This is a genomic window from Rugamonas fusca (assembly GCF_014042365.1).
Taxonomy (GTDB): Bacteria; Pseudomonadota; Gammaproteobacteria; order Burkholderiales; family Burkholderiaceae_D; genus Rugamonas; species Rugamonas fusca.
The window spans coordinates 61,289-82,112 of sequence record NZ_JACEZS010000017.1 but is presented as its reverse complement, the minus strand read 5'-3'; the positions used below and the strand labels follow the sequence as shown (position 1 = coordinate 82,112).

General features: G+C 56.2%; 15 protein-coding genes. 12 read left to right on the top strand and 3 right to left on the bottom strand.

Going from position 1 to position 20,824, the window contains the following annotated elements; all coding sequences use genetic code 11:
• Positions 1-9: 9 nt before the first annotated feature.
• The 12 genes from tssF (at position 10) to H3H36_RS18680 (ending at position 12,939) form a co-directional block, all read left to right on the top strand.
• The gene (gene tssF, locus H3H36_RS18735; protein WP_182219616.1) at positions 10-1,854 is read left to right on the top strand and encodes a type VI secretion system baseplate subunit TssF; all 1,845 of its coding nucleotides are present in this window, start codon (positions 10-12) and stop codon (positions 1,852-1,854) included.
• A complete protein-coding gene (gene tssG, locus H3H36_RS18730) occupies positions 1,812-2,906 on the top strand; it encodes a type VI secretion system baseplate subunit TssG (protein ID WP_182219615.1) in 1,095 nt (364 codons plus the stop codon). Before tssF ends, tssG begins: the two co-directional genes overlap by 43 nt.
• 78 nt (positions 2,907-2,984) lie before the next feature.
• Positions 2,985-5,162: a type VI secretion system Vgr family protein gene (locus H3H36_RS18725; protein WP_229219984.1), complete on the top strand. Its 2,178-nt coding sequence runs from the start codon at positions 2,985-2,987 to the stop codon at positions 5,160-5,162.
• Positions 5,163-5,170: 8 nt separating this feature from the next.
• Complete coding sequence (locus H3H36_RS18720; RefSeq protein ID WP_182219614.1) at positions 5,171-6,523, top strand: DUF2169 family type VI secretion system accessory protein; 1,353 nt, start codon at positions 5,171-5,173, stop codon at positions 6,521-6,523.
• Entirely contained in the window at positions 6,520-8,091 is a 1,572-nt protein-coding gene (locus H3H36_RS18715) for a PAAR-like domain-containing protein (RefSeq protein WP_182219613.1), read from the top strand. The genes H3H36_RS18720 and H3H36_RS18715 overlap by 4 nt, the downstream gene beginning before the upstream one ends.
• The gene (locus tag H3H36_RS18710; RefSeq protein WP_182219612.1) at positions 8,088-8,549 is read left to right on the top strand and encodes a hypothetical protein; all 462 of its coding nucleotides are present in this window, start codon (positions 8,088-8,090) and stop codon (positions 8,547-8,549) included. The genes H3H36_RS18715 and H3H36_RS18710 overlap by 4 nt, the downstream gene beginning before the upstream one ends.
• A 234-nt stretch (positions 8,550-8,783) precedes the next feature.
• Positions 8,784-9,206 carry a hypothetical protein gene (locus H3H36_RS18705; RefSeq protein WP_182219611.1) on the top strand — a complete coding sequence of 141 codons (423 nt, stop codon included), beginning with the start codon at positions 8,784-8,786 and terminating at the stop codon, positions 9,204-9,206.
• Positions 9,207-9,439: 233 nt separating this feature from the next.
• Entirely contained in the window at positions 9,440-10,015 is a 576-nt protein-coding gene (locus H3H36_RS18700) for a hypothetical protein (RefSeq protein ID WP_182219610.1), read from the top strand.
• A gap of 330 nt (positions 10,016-10,345) precedes the next feature.
• Complete coding sequence (locus tag H3H36_RS18695; protein ID WP_182219609.1) at positions 10,346-10,975, top strand: hypothetical protein; 630 nt, start codon at positions 10,346-10,348, stop codon at positions 10,973-10,975.
• Positions 10,976-11,093: 118 nt separating this feature from the next.
• The gene (locus H3H36_RS18690; RefSeq protein WP_182219608.1) at positions 11,094-11,495 is read left to right on the top strand and encodes a hypothetical protein; all 402 of its coding nucleotides are present in this window, start codon (positions 11,094-11,096) and stop codon (positions 11,493-11,495) included.
• A gap of 283 nt (positions 11,496-11,778) precedes the next feature.
• Entirely contained in the window at positions 11,779-12,021 is a 243-nt protein-coding gene (locus H3H36_RS18685; RefSeq protein ID WP_182219607.1) for an Imm74 family immunity protein, read from the top strand.
• Positions 12,022-12,702: 681 nt separating this feature from the next.
• Complete coding sequence (locus tag H3H36_RS18680; protein WP_182219606.1) at positions 12,703-12,939, top strand: hypothetical protein; 237 nt, start codon at positions 12,703-12,705, stop codon at positions 12,937-12,939.
• Positions 12,940-13,258: 319 nt separating this feature from the next.
• On the opposite strand, the gene H3H36_RS18675 is transcribed toward H3H36_RS18680, so the two are convergent.
• The 3 genes from H3H36_RS18675 to H3H36_RS18665 form a co-directional block, all read right to left on the bottom strand.
• Positions 13,259-16,300 carry a DUF3427 domain-containing protein gene (locus H3H36_RS18675; protein WP_182219605.1) on the bottom strand — a complete coding sequence of 1,014 codons (3,042 nt, stop codon included), beginning with the start codon at positions 16,298-16,300 and terminating at the stop codon, positions 13,259-13,261.
• 407 nt (positions 16,301-16,707) lie between these two features.
• Complete coding sequence (locus H3H36_RS18670) at positions 16,708-19,593, bottom strand: protein kinase domain-containing protein (RefSeq protein ID WP_182219604.1); 2,886 nt, start codon at positions 19,591-19,593, stop codon at positions 16,708-16,710.
• On the bottom strand, positions 19,556-20,125 hold the full coding sequence (locus H3H36_RS18665) for a hypothetical protein (RefSeq protein ID WP_182219603.1): 570 nt from the start codon (positions 20,123-20,125) through the stop codon (positions 19,556-19,558). Before H3H36_RS18665 ends, H3H36_RS18670 begins: the two co-directional genes overlap by 38 nt.
• Positions 20,126-20,824 lie beyond the last annotated feature (699 nt).

The window sequence follows — 20,824 nt, the reverse complement described above, 5'->3', positions numbered from 1 at the left end:
GAGTGGACCATGGAGCACCTGATCCCATATTACGAAGCCGAGCTGGCCCTGCTGCGCCGGAACATGCGCGCCTTTGGCGAACGCTTCCCTGGCCTGGCCAGCAAGATGGAACTGAGCGGCGGCATCTGCAAGGATCCCCACATCGAACGGATGATGGAAGGCACGGCGCTGCTGGCTGCGCGCGTCTCCAAGCGCATGGATGACGACTTTCCGCTGTTCACGGAATCGCTGCTGGAAATGCTGTATCCGCACTACCTGCGCTGCTTCCCGCCGTGTTCGATCGCGCAACTGGATTTGCGGCATACGAAGGCGGAGGCGGCCGAGGAAGTGATCACCGTGCCGCGCGGCGCCGTCATGAAGTCGCTGCAGGAGCAGGGCGTGAAGTGCCTGTTCAGCACCGCCAACGACGTGCTGCTGGCGCCGCTCGCAGTGACGGGCGCCCGCTTCCATGCCGTGATCGACGCGCCGCACGCCACAGGGCTGGGTGCCGGCGTCAGTTCCAGCATCGGCATCACGATTTCCTGCACCGGCCCGGCGAGCCTGGCCGGGCTGACGCTGCCTCGACTGCGCCTGTTCATCGACGGCGATCCACTGTTCTGCGCCGCCTTGCGCGACACCTTGTTCATGCGCGTCGCGTGCGCGTGCCTGGTGCTGCCCGGCCAGCCGGACTGGCGCCGGCTGGCGCGCGTGCCGCTGCGTGCAGTGGGGTTCTCCGAGGACGAAGCCTTGCTGCCGTGCGGCGCCCGTTCACATCCGGCCTATCGTTTGCTGACGGAATATTTCGCGTTCCCGGAAAAATTCAACTTCATCGACATGGACTGGGCCGCCATCGCCGCCCAGCTGCCGCCGGACTGCCGCAGTGTGACGTTGCAGCTGGCGCTGGCCAACGTCGCCGGCGGCTCCCACCTGGCCCGCACGCTGGGCAGCCTGGGCCCGCACAACCTGCTGCCGCACTGCGTGCCGGTGGTCAATCTGTTCAAGCGTCCCGCCGCCCCGGTCAGCATCAGCCACGCGGCGCCGGACTACGCGCTGCTGGCGGACGCGGCCGACCCCGCCGCCTACGAGATTTACGACGTGCAGTCGGCCAGCCTCGTCACCGACCCGGCCCGGCGCGACGGTACCGAGGCGCTGCAACCGTTTTACGGCCGGCGCCACCGGCATGCGGGCAACCAGCCGCCGCGCTACTGGGTCACGCGACGCGACCCGGTGACCGCCCTGTTGAGTCCAGGCCACGAAACCCGCATCGCGCTGGTGGACCAGGAGCTGGCGCCGTGCGCGCCGACCGCGCCCACGCTGTCCGTCGAACTGCTGTGCAGCAACCGCGACCTGCCATCGTCGCTGCCCTACGGCCAGCCGGATGGCGACCTGGTGCTGGACGGCACGCTCGCCAGCACCACCATCCGGCTGCTGCGCAAGCCCACGGCCAGTTGCCGCTTCGAGACGGGCAACAGCGCGCACTGGCGGCTGATCGCCCACCTGTCGCTCAATCACCGCGCGCTGAGCAGCATGGGCCTGGAGGAATTCCGCACCATGCTGGCGCTGTACGACTTGCCGCGCTCGCCGGTGACGCAACGCCACATCCAGGGCGTGGTGGACCTGCACTACCGCACGGCGCAAACCTGGGTGGGACGCCAGCCGCACGCGGCCCTGATGCCGGGCGTGGAAATCCATGTGACGCTGGACGAGGCGGCCTTCGTCGGCGGCGGCATCCATCTATTCGTGCAGGTGCTCGACCACTTCTTCGGCCTGTACGGCCAGATCAACGTGTACAGCCAGCTGGTGGTGCTGTCCAAGCGAACCGGAGACGAACTATGGAAATGCCCACCGCGCAGCGCCGACCGGCCGCTGGAATAATCGAACGCATGCTGGAGGAGCCGCAGCGCTTCGAATTCGTCCAGGCCGTGCGGCTGCTGGAGGACTTGCTGGTGGCGCAGGGCGTGCCGCGCACGGCCGTGCTGCGCGACTACCTGCATTTTGACAACAGCATGTCGCTCAGCTTCCCCGCCAGCCAGATCGAAGCGCTGCGGGTGGAGGCGGGCGAGGCGATCGACAGCGAAGCGGCGCTGCACGCGGCGGCCGCGCAGGGCAAGCTCAAGCGCATCCGCATCACGCCCGCGTTCATGGGCCTGCTGGGCGCGCACGGCGCGCTGCCCAACCATTACACGGAACGTATCGCCGCCTGGCGGCACGACCAGCAGGACGACGGCCCGCGCGCCTTCATCGACCTGTTCTCCAACCGCATGGTGGCGCTGTTCTGGCTGGCGTGGCGCAAGCACCGGCTGGAACTGCCGCAAACGGACGACGGCCGCGATGGCATGCTGCCGCGCCTGCTGGCATTGTCCGGCAATGTTTCTGGCCACGGTGGTCGGAGCGGCCAGGATGGCCACGCCGCCCACGGTGCCCGGACCGTGCCGGACGAGGTGGCGGCCTATTACGCGACGGCATTCCGCCAGCGGCCCGTGTCGGCCGTGATGGTGGAGCGCGTGCTGGCCGAATACTTCGCCATTCCTGTTCGGCTCACGCCCAGCGTGGGCCGCATGCACGCGCTGGCGCCGCAGCACATCACCCGCCTGAACCGGCAGAACAACCTGCTGGGCCGCGGCGCGACGCTGGGGCCGCGCATGTGGCGGCGCGACCTGGTGGCCGGCATCCGGCTGGGTCCGCTGGAGCGTGCGCAATACGAACACTTCATCAAAGGCAGCCCCGGCGCCGCGGCGCTGCACGCCATGCTGGCCATGTTCGACCTGCCCACGCTGCGCTTCGAGGTGGAGGTGGTGCTGCGCAAGGAGGAGATGCGCCGGGTGACGCTGGGCGCCGGCCAGCGGCTGGGCGTGGACGCCTTCGTTTTCAGCAAGCGGCCGATAACGGACTGGGGCACATCGCACTACGTGATCGACCCCGCTTGAGGCGGCGCAAGACCGCGCCGGATGAGTGCGCTACCTTGGCGGTTCTGGTCATCGCTCCCGCCACCAAGGACATCGATCATGAATTTGCTGCACGACGTCACCACCTTCCTCGCCGGCCTGGCCGAGGACCCGCAGGGCCAGCGCCTGCTGACGCTGAGCTTCCCCCGCAACGACGGGCCCGACAGCGTGCTGCTGGCCAACGCCATCAACGCCAACGAAGCCCTGTCGCGCGACTTCGAGTTCCAGGTGGAAGTGCTGTCGGACAACGCGCTGATCCCGCTCAAGGACATGATGGGCAAGCTGGTCACCATCGCCCTGGTGCGCAACGACGGTACGCTGCGCTACTTCAACGGCTACGTGTTCGATTTCAGCCTCGTCAGGACGGACGCCGGCTTCGCCTTCTACCGCATGACGCTCAAACCCTGGCTGGCCTTCCTGCGCCTGCGCCAGAACAGCCGCGTGTTCCAGAACCTCAACATCTGCGAACTGTGCGAGCAGACCTTCGACGACTACCAGCAACGCGACTACCGCTACGCCATCACGGGCAAGACGCCCAACACCACGTTGATGGTGCAATACAACGAGAGCGACTACAACCACCTGCACCGCCGGCTGGAACAGGCCGGCCTGTACTACTGGTACGAGCACAGCGCCGAAGGCCACACGCTGTGGATAGGGGACGACAGCACGCTGGGTAAATCGATCGAAGGCGAAGGCACGATGCGCTTCCAGAACGCGGCCGGCGCCATGGAGGACGACGGCATCCATCAGTGGAGTCCCGTGCGGCACGTGAGTTCCGGCAAGGTGGCCGTCAACAGCTACAACTTCAAGAACGCGCGCAGCAACCGCATGGACCGGCCATCGCTGAACCCGCAGGGCAAGGTGGCACCGCTCGAAGTGTACGAGGACACGGGCGCCTACGGCTTCAAGGACGACGAGGCCGGCGAAGCGCTGGCCACGCGCCGCATGGAGGAGATCGACGCGCGCGGCCAGGACTTCAGCGCCGAAGGCAACGACCGGGCCGCCCAGCCGGGCCGCAGCTTCCGCCTGACCGAGCACTTCAGTGGCGGCGCGCGCGGGCGCGATGACGACGATGCGCCGCTGGAGGACAGGGCCGGGCGCGAGTACCTGATTGTGTCTGTGCACCATCAGGCCAGCAACAATTATCAGGATGGGCGGCATGCGCTGTCGCACTACGGCAATACGCTGACCTGTTTGCGCAAGAGTAAGCGGTGGCGCCCGCATGTGGGCCTGAACAGCCGCGACGTGCGCATCTACGGTGTGCAGACGGCCACAGTGGTGGGGCACAAGGGCAGCGAGATCCTCACCGATGAATTCGGCCGGGTGCGCCTGCAATTTCACTGGGATCGCGACCACAAGTTCGACGCGGCCAGCTCGCCCTGGGTGCGCGTGATGACGTCCATGGCCGGCAATCGCTTCGGCATGATCGGCATCCCGCGCGTGGGGCAGGAGGTGGTGGTGACCTTCCTCGACGGCGTGTGCGACCGGCCGCTGGTGATCGGTTGCGTGTACAACGCGGCCAACATGCCGCCGTGGGAGCTGCCGGCCAACAAGACCCAGAGCGGCATCCTGACCCGCTCCACGCGCGAGGGCAGCCGCGACAACGCCAACGCGCTGCGCTTCGAGGACTTGAAGGGCAAGGAGGAAGTATGGCTGCACGCCGAACGCGACCAGCGCATCGAGGTGGAGCACGACGAATCGCACAGCGTGGGCAACGACCGCAGCAAGACCGTGGGGCGCGATGAGACCGTGCAGGTCAAGCACGACCGCACGGAAACAGTGGGCAATGACGAGAAGATCACCGTGCATGGGAAGCGGACGGAGCGGGTGGATGGGGAGGAGAAGATCGACATCGGCGGCACCCGCGTCGAGACGGTCGGGCAGAACGATATTGTGACGATCGCCGGCACCAGGATCGAAACGGTGATGCTGGCCAAGAACGAAATGGTCATGCTGGAAAAGGCGCTGGAGGTGGGCGACAACTACGGCGTATTGGTGGGCGGTTCGATGGCCACGACGGTCGCCCGCTCGCAGGTGGAACTGGTCGGGCAAAGCAAGGACACCAGGGCCGGCACCACCTACACCATCACGGCGAAGGACTCATTTGAGATCACCGTGGGCAGCGCCAGTTTGAAGATGACGTCGGACGGCGCCATCACCATCAGCGGCACGCGCATCAACATCGGCGCCTCCGGGCCGGTGCATATCAACGGCAAAGACGTGGACGTGAACTGAGGTGGGCGATGGACGTCGTCAACCACACACCCTTTCCCGCTGCCGCGTTCGATGCGGTGGACCAGCACGCGCAGCAATTCCAGGTATTCGTGCTGCGGCAGACGTTGAGCTTAGCCAGCGGTCAGCTTGAGTATGCGGAGAAGCAGCAGCCGTTGTGCACCGCCGACAGCCCGTTCGAGGATGGTACGAGCGCGGGCATACGTCAGGAATCCGATTACTGCCCGTTCAAGCCGCAGTGCGACGTGATCGTCCATGCCGTGGCACGCGCGCCCAATGGTGTGGAGGTGCGGGACTTTCTGGTCCGGCTGGCTGTGGGGCGTGGCAGCGGCAATAACCTCAAGATCCTGATGGACAAGACGTTGCGCATCACGGGCGAGCGTGCGTTCAAGAAAAGGATATGGCCGCTGCGGCTGCTGCAATGGGTAGTCAAATGGAGCACGCTCACGCTGATCCAGCCCAATCCGTGGAAGCTTACCCGCGCCAAGAAGTTCAAATCGCTACCGCTGCGCGATGAGCATGCGTATGGCGGACAGTGCCGCATCAATCAGGGTGAACGGGATGCGCGCTGGGTTCCCAAGGCGCATCGGCTTACGGCGGAACAACTGGCCAGCCATCCGGATGCCGGGAAGCCAGGCGTCACCATGCCTGTTGCTCATGCGATGTGTGCCGCCAACTCCATCGGCGTTGGCTTTGCGCCGCACTGGTATTTGAAGGCGGCGTTGAAGTCGGAGGTGCCAGCGCCGAGGATAGAGCTGCCGGGGGCGCCGGTCACGGCTAGTCAATTCTGGCAGTTGCAGAAGCCGTCGAAGAAGAACGTGAAGATCGAGCCGGTCGGACTGGGTGTGCGCAGCAAGCTGCATCCCGAACGGCGGGCATTGCTGGGTACGGCTAGCAATGCGTTCGCGCACACCAGGGCGCCGCTGCCGGGCGACTTCGACTTTTGCATGTGGAACGCCGCGCCGCCCGATCAGCAGGTTGATGGGTTGACGGGTGGCGACGTGATCGAGCTGGTGAATTTGTGTCCCACCGATGTACCCGGTCTGCACCTGGACAAAGTTGGGCGAACCTACCTTCGTGTTCGCCTGCCAGAACATGAATGCTTCGTCCTGTTGCGGCCGGACGAAGGGCCAGCGGCGACGCGCCCGCTTGTGATCGACACGGTGTTGATCGAGCCGGAGGACTACGCGGTAACGCTGGTCTGGCGCATCACCGTGCCGATGGAGGAAGTCGCCAACGTTGTCGCCTGCGAGTTTCGCATGCGTACCTTCAGCGACCGGGACAGCGCGCGAATTGATCCTGAGGCTTATCAGGAACTGCAGGCGCAGGAATTCCTGTCTGCGGCGGCGGGGGCAGCGTCATGACCGACCGTCTGAAGTTGTCCGATCCCACAGGCGATGCCGAAGTCGACAAAGTTGCCGTGGCGGCCGAGCAGGAAGATCGCATCCAGCAACTGAGAAAGAACATCGCCGCGCTGCAAGCGCAGCTGGCCAAGCAAACGGTGAGCGCCGCGCCGAGCCCGGCGCCCGCGGCCAACAACAAGATCGGCGCGCGCAAGCATGGCAATTTCAAAGCCATCAGCACGGCGCCATCGATCAACTGGACGCCGCATGGGCCGACGATGGTGCCCGTGCCTTATCCGGTGGTGCAAGACCTGTCCAGCAGCGTCAACACGGCGAGTACGGTTAGGTTCAACGGCTGTCCGGTCTACCTGCTAGATGCCAGCACCCAGCCGAAATGCACGGGCGACGAACGGGGGACGGGCAAAGGCATCAAGTCCGGCACGGTCAGCGGGGAGGTAAAGCCGGTACAGGGCAGCAGCACGGTGCGCGTCGAAGGCAAGCGGGTGGTGCGCGAAGGGGATGCTTGCACGATGAATGGGGGGAATTGTCCGGGGATTTATGTGACGACGCCGCCGGTGAGCGGCGCAGCTCCGAAAGAGGCGCTGGCAACTTCAAATCCACAGCATACGAATAGGTCGGGCAGTGCATCGGTGGCTACACCCCAGAACGTGGCCGATCCTCTTGGACTGTTCACGAAGCAAACTCCTGCTGAGCGGTTGGCGGCAGAAATAACGCGAAATACTCTGAGCGGAAGCAACGTGGTGGAGCGAATGAAGGCAGTTGGCCGAAGCGCGGCTTCGGGGCCACAGTTGGTTCCTTGGGATCCGAACCAAAGCGAGGCACAACGAACCAGGACTACGAACAGTCTGAATATTGCACTTCTTGGACCTTTCGGTGCGCCAGGAGCAGCGACGCGCTTGGTAGGAGGGACTGAACAGCGGGTCGCGGATGCAAATGATGCCGGGGCGGCAGCAATGAGCGTCGCTTGGTCATTGACCGGTATGCCAAGCCGACACGCCATTAGTGTTGCACCTAGAACAGTTCTCCAGACAAATTTATACCGATCTGTTGGTGCTTCTCGTTCACTTGTCACGCCAACCGTGCTGTCGGCCAGTGATGGTATAAAAGTGGTGAGTGGCGGAGCTATAGACGTAGCGAAAGCGAAAGATGTCTACCATGCGACCTCTGGAGCAAAACAGGCCGACAGTATTCTTAAAGGAATTGATCCTAAGTACCTAAATCCTAATAGTCGTTTTGGAAAAGCATTCTATGTTGCCGAGGAGCCAGAAACGGCACTTGCCGAAATGGCGCATTATGGGATTGATCCTACTACCGGAATTCGCTTCTCCATGGATTCTGGTGCTATGAAGGTCTTGGATTTGACAAATCCAAAGATAGCGGCGAAATATGGGTACAAAGGTGGTCCAATAAGTTCTGACACCCAAGCCATTGGAGTAAAAGCACGAGCAGAAGGTTTTAATGTAATTCGATTCAATTCAGAACGTGCTATGGGGGGAGTAAACAATGCGGTTCTTGAAAGCTACAATGAAATTCTTAAACCACAAATTGTAACTCAAATAAAAAAATGAAACTTGTGCTATTTAATTACAACTGTCCATGCTGTGGTGAGAACTTCAAGGTTGCCCAGCTTCCACCTCATGCCTATGGCGAGTTCTTGCTTCGAAGAAGAGGACGCGATGCAATTCGTTATTTAGATGCAATTAATGATCGTCCTTATGCGGAAGTATCTGATGAAATTGATAAAATCCTTCTTGCTAAGAAAGGAAGGAGTTTTGAAAATAGCGATGTATTGCAGAAGGTATTTGGCGCTATCGCTTGTGATCCAGATTTTGATGGGGAGCAATTTGAAATTGGATTGCCCCCTCCTTGTCCGGTCTGCGGGAACCAAGGCGGGTTTTCTTGGCGTATGACAGAACCAATTGAGACAGCAGACGTCGAAGTGGCGCCAATTACACATACACTCTGGAACAAACTTTCGCATCAAGAAAAGATTATTAGAATAGGCGAAAAATTGGCAGAAATTTAAACTTCGCCATTTTCATATATATATATATTGCCAGCCGGCTGAACGGCGGAATAAAATTGGCAAAAATTTGCGTGACAAAGGCAACTTGTTCCTGGAGTAAAAATTGGCCTGATAAAATAAGATTTATGAGATTGTAGAGATGGTTAATGCAATGAAAAGAGGTTTATTGCAGGCGGATTATATTATTCTTGCTGATGCTGATTGTTCTTTTTGTTAATGTGGTGGTGCGAGGCCATGGATATGCACACTATTCTTGTTTCATTTAATGAATCAAATTATCTGGCCGTTGACAAGGTCGCGTTGGCCCGCACTGCTGCCGCGCTGCTTCCGTTAATCCAACCAATAGACGCTGCGGATAGCTACTCTTTAGATCGAACTCTCATTCCGCTTTTGAAGAGCGCAATTAATTATGGTATTAACAATCCCATTTTGGATCGATCTGAAATTATTAGCGGGAAATATTTCTTTGAGCGTCGAGAAGGTACACTCCCAGCGGCTTTTACTTCTGAATTCAACGCAGCATTATCAAGGTTTCTTGTACGGGCAATGTCAATGCCTCTAGACGAACCAAAGTTACAAACTATTGATGGAAAGGTTTGGGCATTGATGGAAATGGAGGAGCCGGGAGACTGGCCTGATAAGGTTCGCTACCAGTAGTTTGATCGTAAATGTCTGTTCAGTATGAATCGCCACGACCATTGTAGACACTCCTGAGCCATATTTTAGGCACAGATGCGTTAAGTGCAGAGCAAGTCGCTGCATATCGTTGGAAGGCCTACAAATCACATAATGTGTCAACTGAGGTATTTTTGGGGAACTTTGCTGGAATTGCCGACTACAACTTATAGCTGAATATGGTGTGATGGTCGTGATAACAAATGAGAAGAAGGATGAGAATTTTCTTTGCTTTTGTGGTGGCTATTGCGGGTGTCTTCTGGTTTGAGAGATTTTCAAGTGCGACATTTGAAATCGCAGACACAAAATTTTGTCTCCCGCGTCGATATGTAGTGAACGCACCGTTCGCTATCAACAAAGATTTATTGGATGCAAGTCATGGGATATTTATTGAATTGCCTACGTCTTCAACGGGAAATGAGGGGTTTCTACTGCAACCGAGCAAAGACCGCAAAGGAAGAGGTTTTCCTGATCAATTTGTTGTGAGTATTGGAGATGACAAAAAAAGATGCTCAAAAGAATCAAGTTTCGCAAGAGACGAAAATACGGGATGGTTTTTCTGCAAGGACGGAGGAGCACTAAAGGACTGGTATTTTGAATCAGTTCCGAAAGTGGATGATGATGTATATTCAGTGCACTCTGCTTTCTGTGATGAAAGCGAGATGTGCACGTTGCAATTCAATTATAAGGCCATAGATGTGATGACGTATATTGAAAAAAGAAATTTTAGGAATCTCTCTGCCCATCTTTCTTTAGATTCGAAAATGTTGATTGATATCTCTAGAAAATAATTGGGCTAGGGGAGTAGCTATTTAATGAATGAAGTCTCGGACAATATGGTTATCTTGAGGCAGTCTATGCTGAAATTAAGATGGAAATTGCCGACGGGGAAACACCTGCGTTGCGGAAATTGCGTGCGCAAGATCGGCGCAGGAAAGAAAGTGGTCGTATATATTTGTTCCATATAAGATGTAAGGTGATGTTGCAAAATTTTTTATCGGAAGACCGTCCTTGGTTGTCTGCCATGGCTGGTTTGGTTGAGCCGGAACGACAATGCAATGGGATGCGGAAAAACTCGTCTAGATTCAGGAAATTCTCTAATTTAGATTGCGCGGATTCCTATGAAATCTATTGGAAAATCCAGACCTAAAATTGATCGAGCTGCGTTGAAGAAGAAGGCTGAAAAGTTGGCGAGGGAACTTTTTATACATGCGAAGCATGATAATCAGGTGAAGTGTTTGCTTGGTGGTTTGCTTCCATTTATTGAGGACGCGATAGCCGAAAGAGTTGATGAACCATTAAGATGGGCGGACATGCCCGGCGCATATTTTTTTAACGAAGGGCATCTCAGGAAATACTCTGATCTAGAGTCCGCGTACGCTGAGTTCAAGCTCGAAATGACTGGCGGTGAAACACCTGCGCTCCGAAAACTTCGAGAGGAAATACGGCTGAGAAACGGCATAACAGAGGAAATTATTGAACGAGAAAGGAATGCCATCCTGAACAAACTTGATATGGCGATTCAGGAGACCGAAACTTTGCTACTGAAGGACAAGGATCCGCTATTGTCAGGATTTTTGAAGGAGCTTCAGCGTTATGTGAAATTAACACGCGATCATTGGCCATTGAGTTCGGACGAGAAAATGTCGGTCGACATTGGCCGTGTTGCGGTTCGGGAGTTTGATAATACTTACCCGAGTTATTGTACGCTGCTTTCAAATGTTGGCGCCTTACTACGAGGCGATAAATAGGAATTATATATGGGGCGGCTTACCAACTTTCTATAAATTAGAGCCATGTTTCCTCATAGTGGGAACTATGATTCTACTGGTTGGAAGTTAGTAATGCGTGTATGAACGAATGTAGAAAATGAGCATTATAAAAAACCTTCGATTTATAATACGCCACATTCTAATGTTTGCTTGGTTAGCTTGGTGTTTATGGTGGCTTATAGATGGGCTGTGTTCATATTCCACTGGTCGTGTTGGTGATTTTGCAATTGGAAGTATTGAAGAGAGACGAATGACAGGAATACTTGCTGTGATGCTTGTTGGCTTTCCGTCCGGTTTCTTTGGCCCCGCGTTTTTCAGCGATCTAATGCACAGTCTTAAAATAACTTCTTTTGACGCTGGGCCTTTGGGGTACCTAGCATTGTGGTTCATTGCGGCAGTCATGGGATATCTTCAGTGGTTTGTTTTTCTCCCATTATCATGGCGCATGTGGAAAAAGAATAGAAAAAGCAGCTATGTAAAATTTCTTGGCGGTAAGTAGACGTGTATTCTATGATTAAAGCCTCCATCTAAAGCTGTGCAACCGTCATATTCACCAGCGTGCCATCATCTCCAAAACTTCGGTCCAAGCGCTCAAAGAATGGCAGCGGCAGAAGTCCGACTTATTTGTAAAACTGGCTTATGAACAGACGGGACTGGACAGGTAGGCTATGTATGGGAAACAACGGAATTACCGGCTTTGAAAAAGAAACCGTCGGATTGAAAGAATTATTGCTATTGTCCCTGCACTAAGGACGGAAACGGAATTTTATGCGGGGGGGGGAATGATTTTGGAGGTCTCAAGAGGAAGTATCAAGGTAGCGTTGGCTGGGAAGACTGTTACTGTGCCCGGGGAAATGTTTTTCCCTGCGGGTGATAAAATTGGGTTTGCAATATCGTCAAACCAAATCAAGCATTGGGACTACCCAAATCAAGATGTTGACTTGACCGAACGAGAAATAGCAGATGTGATTGATGACATACGGGCGGACTTCGAGCTTGGGGGGCATACGTTGGAAATCGAATAGTAGCGCGCGACACACTGAAGGAGTGGCTCGCCGAACTACCCCCGCGATCATCGAGCTACTGCAAGATCGCACTGGGGCACACCGAGTGCATCGCCGCCTGGCGGCACGACCAGCAGGACGACGGCCCACGCGCCTTCAAGCGGGGACATGCATTAGCTCTTGGGCTCGAGGAAGTCATGGAGCGATTCATGGGTGCTTCCTCTGAAAGGAACAAAAGCAAAATGATGTGTCAACTTGATAAAGACATTGCTGATCAATTACGAGCATTCCGAAGGGGGGAAGTTAATCCGGAGGCATTTCGTGATTGGGTCAGCCAAAACCGTTCGCGCTTGGCACCGCAATACTCGCCTGGCCCCATCTTGAAACTAAAGAGTCGTAATATACAGACCGTCATGTCCAGCATCGCGAATCTGGTACCTTCCTGTTCGCGATGTGCTCAGTTGGGTGAGCAGAAAATATTCGACTCTAGGGCTGAACAATTGTTGTATGCGCGTAGAGTTGAGGCGACTTTAAAAAGTGGACAGCTTATACAAATAAAACGGCCAAAATGGTTTCAGCCTGACGGTACTCAACTTGGCCCAGATGCATATTATGAATGCACGTCGTGCGGCGCTCTTTGGACATTAGTTGAGCCGGAGCGACAGTACAATGGACTGTGGCAGCGAATTGCCTAGGGCTATCATGCCAATCGATAAAGGAGAGCGGTTTACGCGCGAGGATATATTTGTCGATTATTTTATTGAGGAAGTGATGTTCCGTTGGGACCATGTAACGAAAAAAATCTATGTTCGTTTTTACGGAAAAGATGAGAGCTTGCATCCAGTTCCATATGATAACCGATTATTCAATGATGCCTTGCTGGGAGGTGACGAGATCAGCCGCGAGGAATATGGAAGAGGGAAAGACAGATGGTCCTGAGGTCATAGCGTTACAAATTTTTTCGAAAGTAATGCTAGATTATTATTTCTGTCTGAATAATTAAAAATCCGAAGTGTTCCCGCGGTTGGCCGGTGCGGGCGACAGGCACTACGAGCGCCGAATTGAGATCGTCGTGGCCCAGCAGCCGGCACCGGACCAGCTGTAACAACTGCACCATTTGTAGCGCGACTGCGCGGACGTGCAAGGGTTTTTGTGTGTGCGGGGGCGGGTTTTAACTAACCACGTTTGTGAAGCGTTCGCCAAACACGACGGTAACGGGTTGGGCGCCGAACGTATTTGTCAGCTCGGTAAGTTGAGGCTAGCTGTCCCTTAGCTCGAAAACTACACTCGTCGGCGCACTTCCCGAATGGCTCCTGTACTGTACGGAGCCATGATAGATAAACGGTGCCGCTTTTCCATTTAGAAGTCTGTTTTCACGAACAAACAGATGGATGGTCGTACCAGTTTTCTCATGATCTATTATTTCCCGCCCTTTTTTGTTGGTCGGCGTGGTCGCGTTCTGGCTTTGCCAATGGAAAGTTTTGTCATCGATCCAATGATCCATGTATCGATGATCTACCGCCTTACCTTGCTTATTGATCGTTACTAGCAGTACGGCCGCTTTCTGGTCGGCTAACGAAATATGGCCGACGTTCCATTTGCCGACACTGAACTCGTCACCGAACAATGCCGGTATCTCTTCGCGCATAAACGCCTGGCCGATCGCGAGGTCCAACGGATTGATCACGTCCTTCAACCGGGCCAACGTCCGCATGTCCTCGGTCGCGGGCAAATCCTCATAGTCGGGGTTATTTGCGCGCAGGATATACCCGCCCTCCGGTGATTTGAGGACGGTGCGCAAGAGATATTGGCTGCTTTCGCCAGTTTCGTCCTGCCGTTCGATCGCCATGACCGCGCCCGTGATAGAGCCAGCTCGGGTAGGAGTGATGAATTCCAAAAGCAGGTAGTCGCCGTCTTGAATGGGGTGTTTTCCTCCGTTCATCGAATTTCCCGCCGCACGGGCGATGAAGTGCCGCTCGGGATCTAGGCGGCCGTAGGACGGGCCAAGCGCGCGGTATTCTTCTGCATCGGCAGTGCCAGTCTTGAAGTGGCCGCAGGCGATTTTGAGATTGGGAAAATAAGGAAGCTCAACACGTCCGCTGGCCTTTGCGGCTCGGTCGATTGGGATGACGTTGTCAGGGATGTCCTCGGTGCCAAGACGGACCTCATAGCTCGCGAGGCGATAATCCACCAACTCTTGGATCATCGGCGCGAACTTTTGCGCAAGCTCAGGCGCGACTTTGAACGAAGGCTGGAATACTCCATCAGTAACGCGGAAGTATGAATTGTTCTTTGTCGCTCGGTTGCCGCCGATCCACGCATTCACCGGATTATCGAGCCAGTAGCGATGCCAGGCGCTGGTCGTGCCGTCTTGCAGTTGTCGCTGGGTGTTCGGCAAGTCCGCCAGCAGCTTGCGGCGACGTTGCAGCACCCTCCAAGATGCAGCCGCCAACGTCTGTGTGGTGGGCGGGACGGTCCAACCGTTCAATTCCTGAAACGCTTCGAGTAGCACCATCTTGAAGCTTTTCGACATGGCCGTTATTTCAATCTCGCGGAAGAAGCCGCGATGCACGGATGTGATCGTTCGCTCGTCATCATCAAGGTCATCCATCGCTTCCACGAGCTGGAACCAACTGCCGTAGTCGTTGCGCATCGATTGCATGCTGGCGCCACCCCGATAGAACTCTGCGAGCGTTGGGCGTCGTCCCAAGGTATCGCGCATTGCCTGGTAATCGTTCCTGATGCCGTCGCTGTCGAGCGATTTGAGGAAGTCAATGAGGCGCAGGTCATAGTTGACGTAGCAGCCTTCTGGAAGCGCCAGCTTATCGGTTTCGTAATCGCGCGCGAATTTCGCTAGACGTTTGTAGTTCGCGTCGAACTCGAACAACCCCTGCGGCTTGTGCAGGAAGCTCTTGTGGTTGCCGATGAAGTCCAAGATGACCAGCTTTTCCTTGCCGACGCATTTGCGTAAACCTCGGCCAAGCTGCTGCAGGAAAAGAATTTTCGATTCAGTTGGCCGCAGCATCATGACGGTGTCGATTTCAGGTAGGTCGACGCCCTCGTTGAACAAATCAACCGAGAAGATGATGGCTAGTCGTCCGTCTTTCAGGCGCTCCAGCGCGTCCGCGCGACTTAGCTGAGAGCCGGCATAAACGGCGGCGCACGTGACGTCTTCATATTGCGCGATCCAAGCATCGGTTAGCGGGACGCTGCGGATGTGCGCAAATAGTTCCTCGAACCTGGCACGCGCTTCCAAGAAACCGCTATCGCCTGGATAGTCCACGCGGTAATTCCACTCCAAGCCATTTTGAAGTGCCTGTCTGCTGATGTTGCTTGAGCCAATGAAGGCCGTGCCGGTGAGACCGTCCGCGCCGTCGTATCGCGCGAACAGGTAGGCTTTTAGGTGAAAGCTGCCGCCAGCTGATTCGTACACTTTCACTTGCGCGCCTTGTTCTTGAAGCAGCATGAGTAGCCGTAACGCCTCCGGATCGGTGACGTCGAGATAATCGCTGGTCAAAACGCGGACCCGCGCGGGTTCGATTTCCCGTTTGGCGTCGCCAGCTAATGCGCTCTGAAGGTCCGGCAGCAGGAGACGCAAGCCAGTCGTTTTGATGAACGCGACAGCCATGTCGATATCCGTGGCGTGATTGATCGCCGCGCTAATGTGTGGCAAGAATGGATCATCGGCGCCAGTGACCAGCTTATCCTTAGCGGTCTTTGCGCGAAACGCGATCGCGTTGAGCCAGCGCTCCGAACGGCCGGGACGTTGGTCTGCCGTTTGCCAGTAATCGGCGCGTTCGAAATCGGGGAGTGTCGATAACCAGCCTTGTAGCTGATCTTCGCTAACATCGGTGAAGTGACGGCCGTCTTGCACGCGCTCGCCAACGCCGAGTTTAAAGCTCAGGTAAAACGTGGCGCCCGGTTTGAGGGCGTTCCAAAGGCGCTGCAGCGCAGAAGAGATTTCTTCTTGCGGTAGGTGAAGTAGGCTCGCGCATGCCCATATCCCGTCATAGCAGGAATGTTCTCGGACCTCTGAGAATTGACGCACGGTGACTTGAATGCCAATGTGCTCAGATGCCAACCGGGCCAGTTCTGTTGATCCATCAAACGCTTCAACGCGAAACCCTCTTTCGCGAAATGCCCTGGCATCTCGACCAGAACCACAACCCGCATCTAGGACCATTCCACCTGGACTTACCGTCGACAAGAATCGGTCATGTAACCCCGACATATCGACATCAACGGTGTTGGCGTAGAAGACTTCCGCATTTTGATTGTAGTAAGCGAGTGTGCTGGTCATGTAGTGGCGAAAGGAGATTTGTCGTTATTGCATTTTTCTTTACGTTACTCGCATGGTATGACCAAAAAGCAAAAAAAGCCAACCGCAAGCGGTTGGCTTTTGCATAGCATATACAATGCTGTAGGATCTCAAAATATTTGAAATTCTGCCCCTTATAAATCAAGGACTTGAACACGACTTGTGAGACGAAACGGGTCGGCCGTCTCAAAATAATTGAAATTTTCCTAAAAAAATCTCAAAATCATTGAAACTTTCCTACCAGACGCCTAGGCAAGACAAAAGGTGAACCTTGCAAAGCACGGGGCGCGAGCGCAGAGGCGAGGTTAGGGGCAATGGCCGAGGTGCAACGAGCTGAGCTGGGGCGATTTGCAGGGTGGACTGCGTGCGCCGGCAAGACGCGCACGGCCTCAGCGGCCGTGCGACTCCTGCATCAATGTTTTCAGCAGCGCTTGCATCGAAGACATTGACTCGACGGCACGCGATGTCAAGCCGGCAGGCACCGCAGCAAATTCCTCCTGCGCCGCGACAATATGGGTCAGCGCCTCTTCGCGGCGTCCCTGGCGAAGCAGCAACAGCACGAGTAACAGGCGCACCTCAATCCGGCTGCTTGCGTCTTCCTGGTCAGTCGGGTCCAGTGCAAGCAGCTCGAAGTACTGCAGATACGTATGTGCCTCTTCCTCTTCTCGCCCCAGCTGGCTGAGCGTTGCGCCTCTGTAGCGCAACGCCTGCTGCAGTATTGCGCGTGTCTCTTCGGTTTCCCACCTCCGGCACAAAGAGATTACTCGGTCGCACTGCGTGACGACTTCTGGGTACCTGCCCAGTTCCTCAAAACCATGGCACAGGTACCACTCGAAGCGCGCAGCTTCCGGGCCGTTGGCCTCCGTCGAGAAGCTGGCAAAGAACACAGAGCGACAAGCCGCAAGCGCGACAAGATCGTCCCAACGCCCGAGTTGCTTCAGCGTAGCCAACTCGTTCACCGCCAGACGCATGGCCGCGCGCTCGGCGCCTGTGCATGCACATCGCTCCAGGCTCGAGAACAACTGTGCGTAGACCTGCAGTTCTTCGTGGTGGCGCTTATGGCGATCAAACAGCTCGCTGGCTTCTTTGGCAATCTCCACCAGGGTTGCAGCAGAAAGTTCGGTGTCCTTCAGCAGGGCAATGAAGCCGCTCAACGCCTGCTCCAAGTTACCAGCACTGGCCGCAGCGCGCGCGACAGCCAGAGGTATTGTTTCATTGGCGCTACTTTCTGGAATTAGCGCTGTGCCCCCTTGGACCGATTCCAGCGCAGCGCGAAACGCCGTTTGTGTACCCAGCAGCGAACGCGGATCATGCAGGGCAGCCGACGCACAGCGCACCGCGAGCGCCGGTTCGCCCAGGCGTAGCAAGCAGGCGCTTGCAAGCCATAGCTCGGCAATCGTTGTAGCTCTAGACATGAACGCTCCAGACTTAAGAATCTGGGCTTGCGCGTGCAGCACAGACAGGCCTTCGTCACCAGCCAGATAAGCGGCGGCTAGGTGAAACTGCAGCGTCTCGGTAGCCATCTTGTAGGTTGGGCTCTGCATCATCTCTTCGACGCCTGCAGCCAGGGTGCCCAATCTGCCACCACAGGCCGCCGCGAGGATCGCGTACTCGATGATCTGGCGGATCTCCACCTCACCGTCCGAGACCCGCAAAGCCAGTCCAAAGTGATTTACAGCGTCGATGAATGCACCACGCGCCATGAAGGCGTAGGCGCGTGCTCTCAACATAGTTTGCGAAGTGTGCTGTTGGTCGTTGAGTAGGTCCAATGCGTCGGTGGCAAGCTCGGGGCGGTTGATAGTTGCGAATGCATAAACTAGGTCAGGGCCGAGCGCCTGAACCTGCTCGCCGCAGCGAGCCCCGTGCATTCGGTTTGCCAACTGCTCCAGGGTTTCCAGCGTGCTCTTGTCGAAGTGCCCGTGTACATTTGCGATCAATGCGTTCAGGTACAGCTGAACTCCCTCTCGTAGGCTGGAGTTCGGTACCGGCAGATAAATTTTGTGCGCGTTTTCCTTCGCGGTGCGGCTGTAGACAGGCAGCCACATGTTGTCTAGAAACTGGTCGAGTAAGCAACGCTCAGCACCATCGTCGACCAGCGCTTTGTACAGCAGGTCAATGGCCTTCTGCGTGCCGCTATCTGCGCCGGACATCAACAGTTGGCCGGCAGTTGCTATCTCGATGTCGATGCCCGAGTTGACGTACAACCGCGTGCCTGTGGACCGCCTCATGGACACCTCCGTGTCGATCAGCGGGTTGACAAGCGCCGGCTTGCCGCGCGCCCGTTGGCTCACGCCCTGTTCGCGCACAACCTCCCAATGCTCCAAGAAGCTGGCCAACACTACATCGGCGGAAGGCCGATCGCGGGGGGTCTGGTCCCTACAACGCTGCAAGGTTGAAGCCAGCCAGTCTGGCATAGCACCTTTGGGAACATCGTCAAGCTTAATGGGACGATGGTTTTCAGTCCGCTGGTCTCTCAGTGCAGCAGGTAGGAATAGCTCAATTACAGTGGTTGCCCACGCCCATATGTCGTCTGCGTGCGTGGGTAACGCACCGGCAAGCGCCTCCGGCGCGCAGTACCGGAACGTACCCCGCCGCAGGTCCCGTTCTGTCCCCGCGCGATGCCGAAGGTCAATGGAGGCTCCGAAGTCGGCCAGGACCAGTCGGAGGCCTTCTTGCGTTCTGCTGCTGGCGTTCTCCCCCCCCCAATAAAGGATATTGGATGGCTTGATATCGCCGTGTGCGCCACCCTGGTCGTTGAGCAACAGCAAAGGGATAAGCGTCGCCATCGCGACTGCGACAGCCTCGTGCTGTGAGGCAAAGCCATGAGCAGCGTGATCTGCAAGGCTGCCATGGATGCAGAACGGCATCTGGTATGCGAAGCCATACGTAGCAGCGTCTAGCGGATGCTGGCAGATACTGGCGACCCGATCAACTGGCAGGGAGTAAGCTTCTGAAAAGCTCATCTTCAGCGCGTTAGCCATCTCCTCAGCACGTGGTGAATCTTCCTCTGGGCTCCGAGGGAAGCGACAGAATTTGATGACCTTTTGCAGTCCTTCAGGATCACGGCCTACGAACAGTTGCGCCTTGCCGGTGTCTGCTAGCTGGCGACAATCCATGAGTTTGTAGAAGTCGGGAAAGGGTGGTAACACCGGCCCGAGTTGGCCCGAATGTGCTGGCCTCGCAGCAATGAACTGCATGCGCTCCAGATCAATTAACGGCGCTGCGGGCCGGGTAAACCTATCCAGCAGCGGCGTAAGAAAGCGTGGAATAGGCACGGCAAACCTCTCTCCAGAGTTTGTTGTTGATAGCTACAGTGCGATCGACGACCTGCCGCGTGTTCTGTTCTTCGAGGTTTTCGTAAAGCAAGTCCAGCAAAAGCGTGGCTCGCGTCATGTCCGATGCGTTTGCATGTGCCTCGGCATGTAGCCGTAGTTCGCCGCAGGGTAAATAGTCCACTACGGCTTGCAGGAAGTCCCGCTCAGCTTGCGACAACTCGTCCATCAACTGCAGTTCCGACGCAACGGCACTGATGCGCTGGCGGGTGCTGGCGAAGGCCACGCGCATCTCGCGAATCTTTTCACATGCAGCCCTAACTTGAGCCTGTGTATTGGCGGTGGGCGGTTCGATGTCGAACGGAAATAATTGCTGAATAGATAGGAATAACTGGTTGTAGTTCTGGTCGATGCTGCACAGGTCTGCGAAGAGCGGCGCGAAGATCTTTTCCTGCCGGTCCTTCGCCCGCTTCTCGCGACGCTCGAGCAGCTTGATGATGTAGTCAATGCCTTTTAGAACGAGATCGATAGTCACGGTGCGAATTCAGGTGCGATGGAGCCCCGCGTTCTGCGGTGTAACCCACAATCGCCACATGTAGTCTTGATATGGCAAATTTAGCATGAATAGCTGTTGTATGGTAAATGTCAGATGATGTTGAACATGATGAAAGCTGGCAAACGTCTTTGGACTATGTTGGTCACTAAAAGCTTTCTGGATAAGTTCGCACCCCTACTCCATACCCTGTCTTATGGAGAAATTAATGACAATCAGGTATTGCACCGGCTGTGGAAAGGCGTTTCACCCGCGACCACAAACTCCCAACCAAACTTTTTGCTCAGCCCCGACTTGTCAGCGTACCAGGAAGCGCCAATGGCAACAGAGTAAGTTGCAAACCGATCCGGATTACCGGGCTAACCAACGGCAGGCTCAGCGCGCTTGGCAAGCGAGCCATCCAGACTACTGGCGCCAGTATCGCAATTCGCAACCAGAGTATGCCGAACGCCGGCGCAATCGACAACGGACTGAGCCATTTAGCAACACCGGCGGTGTAAAGATGGACGCGTGGATGCCACCAATGACGTTGCCATCGGGGATGTACAAAATTGCGCCTGCCAGAGGAGGCGACGTGTCTAGAGACGGTATTTTGATCGTCAAAATTACAGCTATGTGTATGGACTGTCCCTGCAAAAAGGACGTGTGCAAAGAGAGGACTTGTTAGGTTTTTTTGCTGAA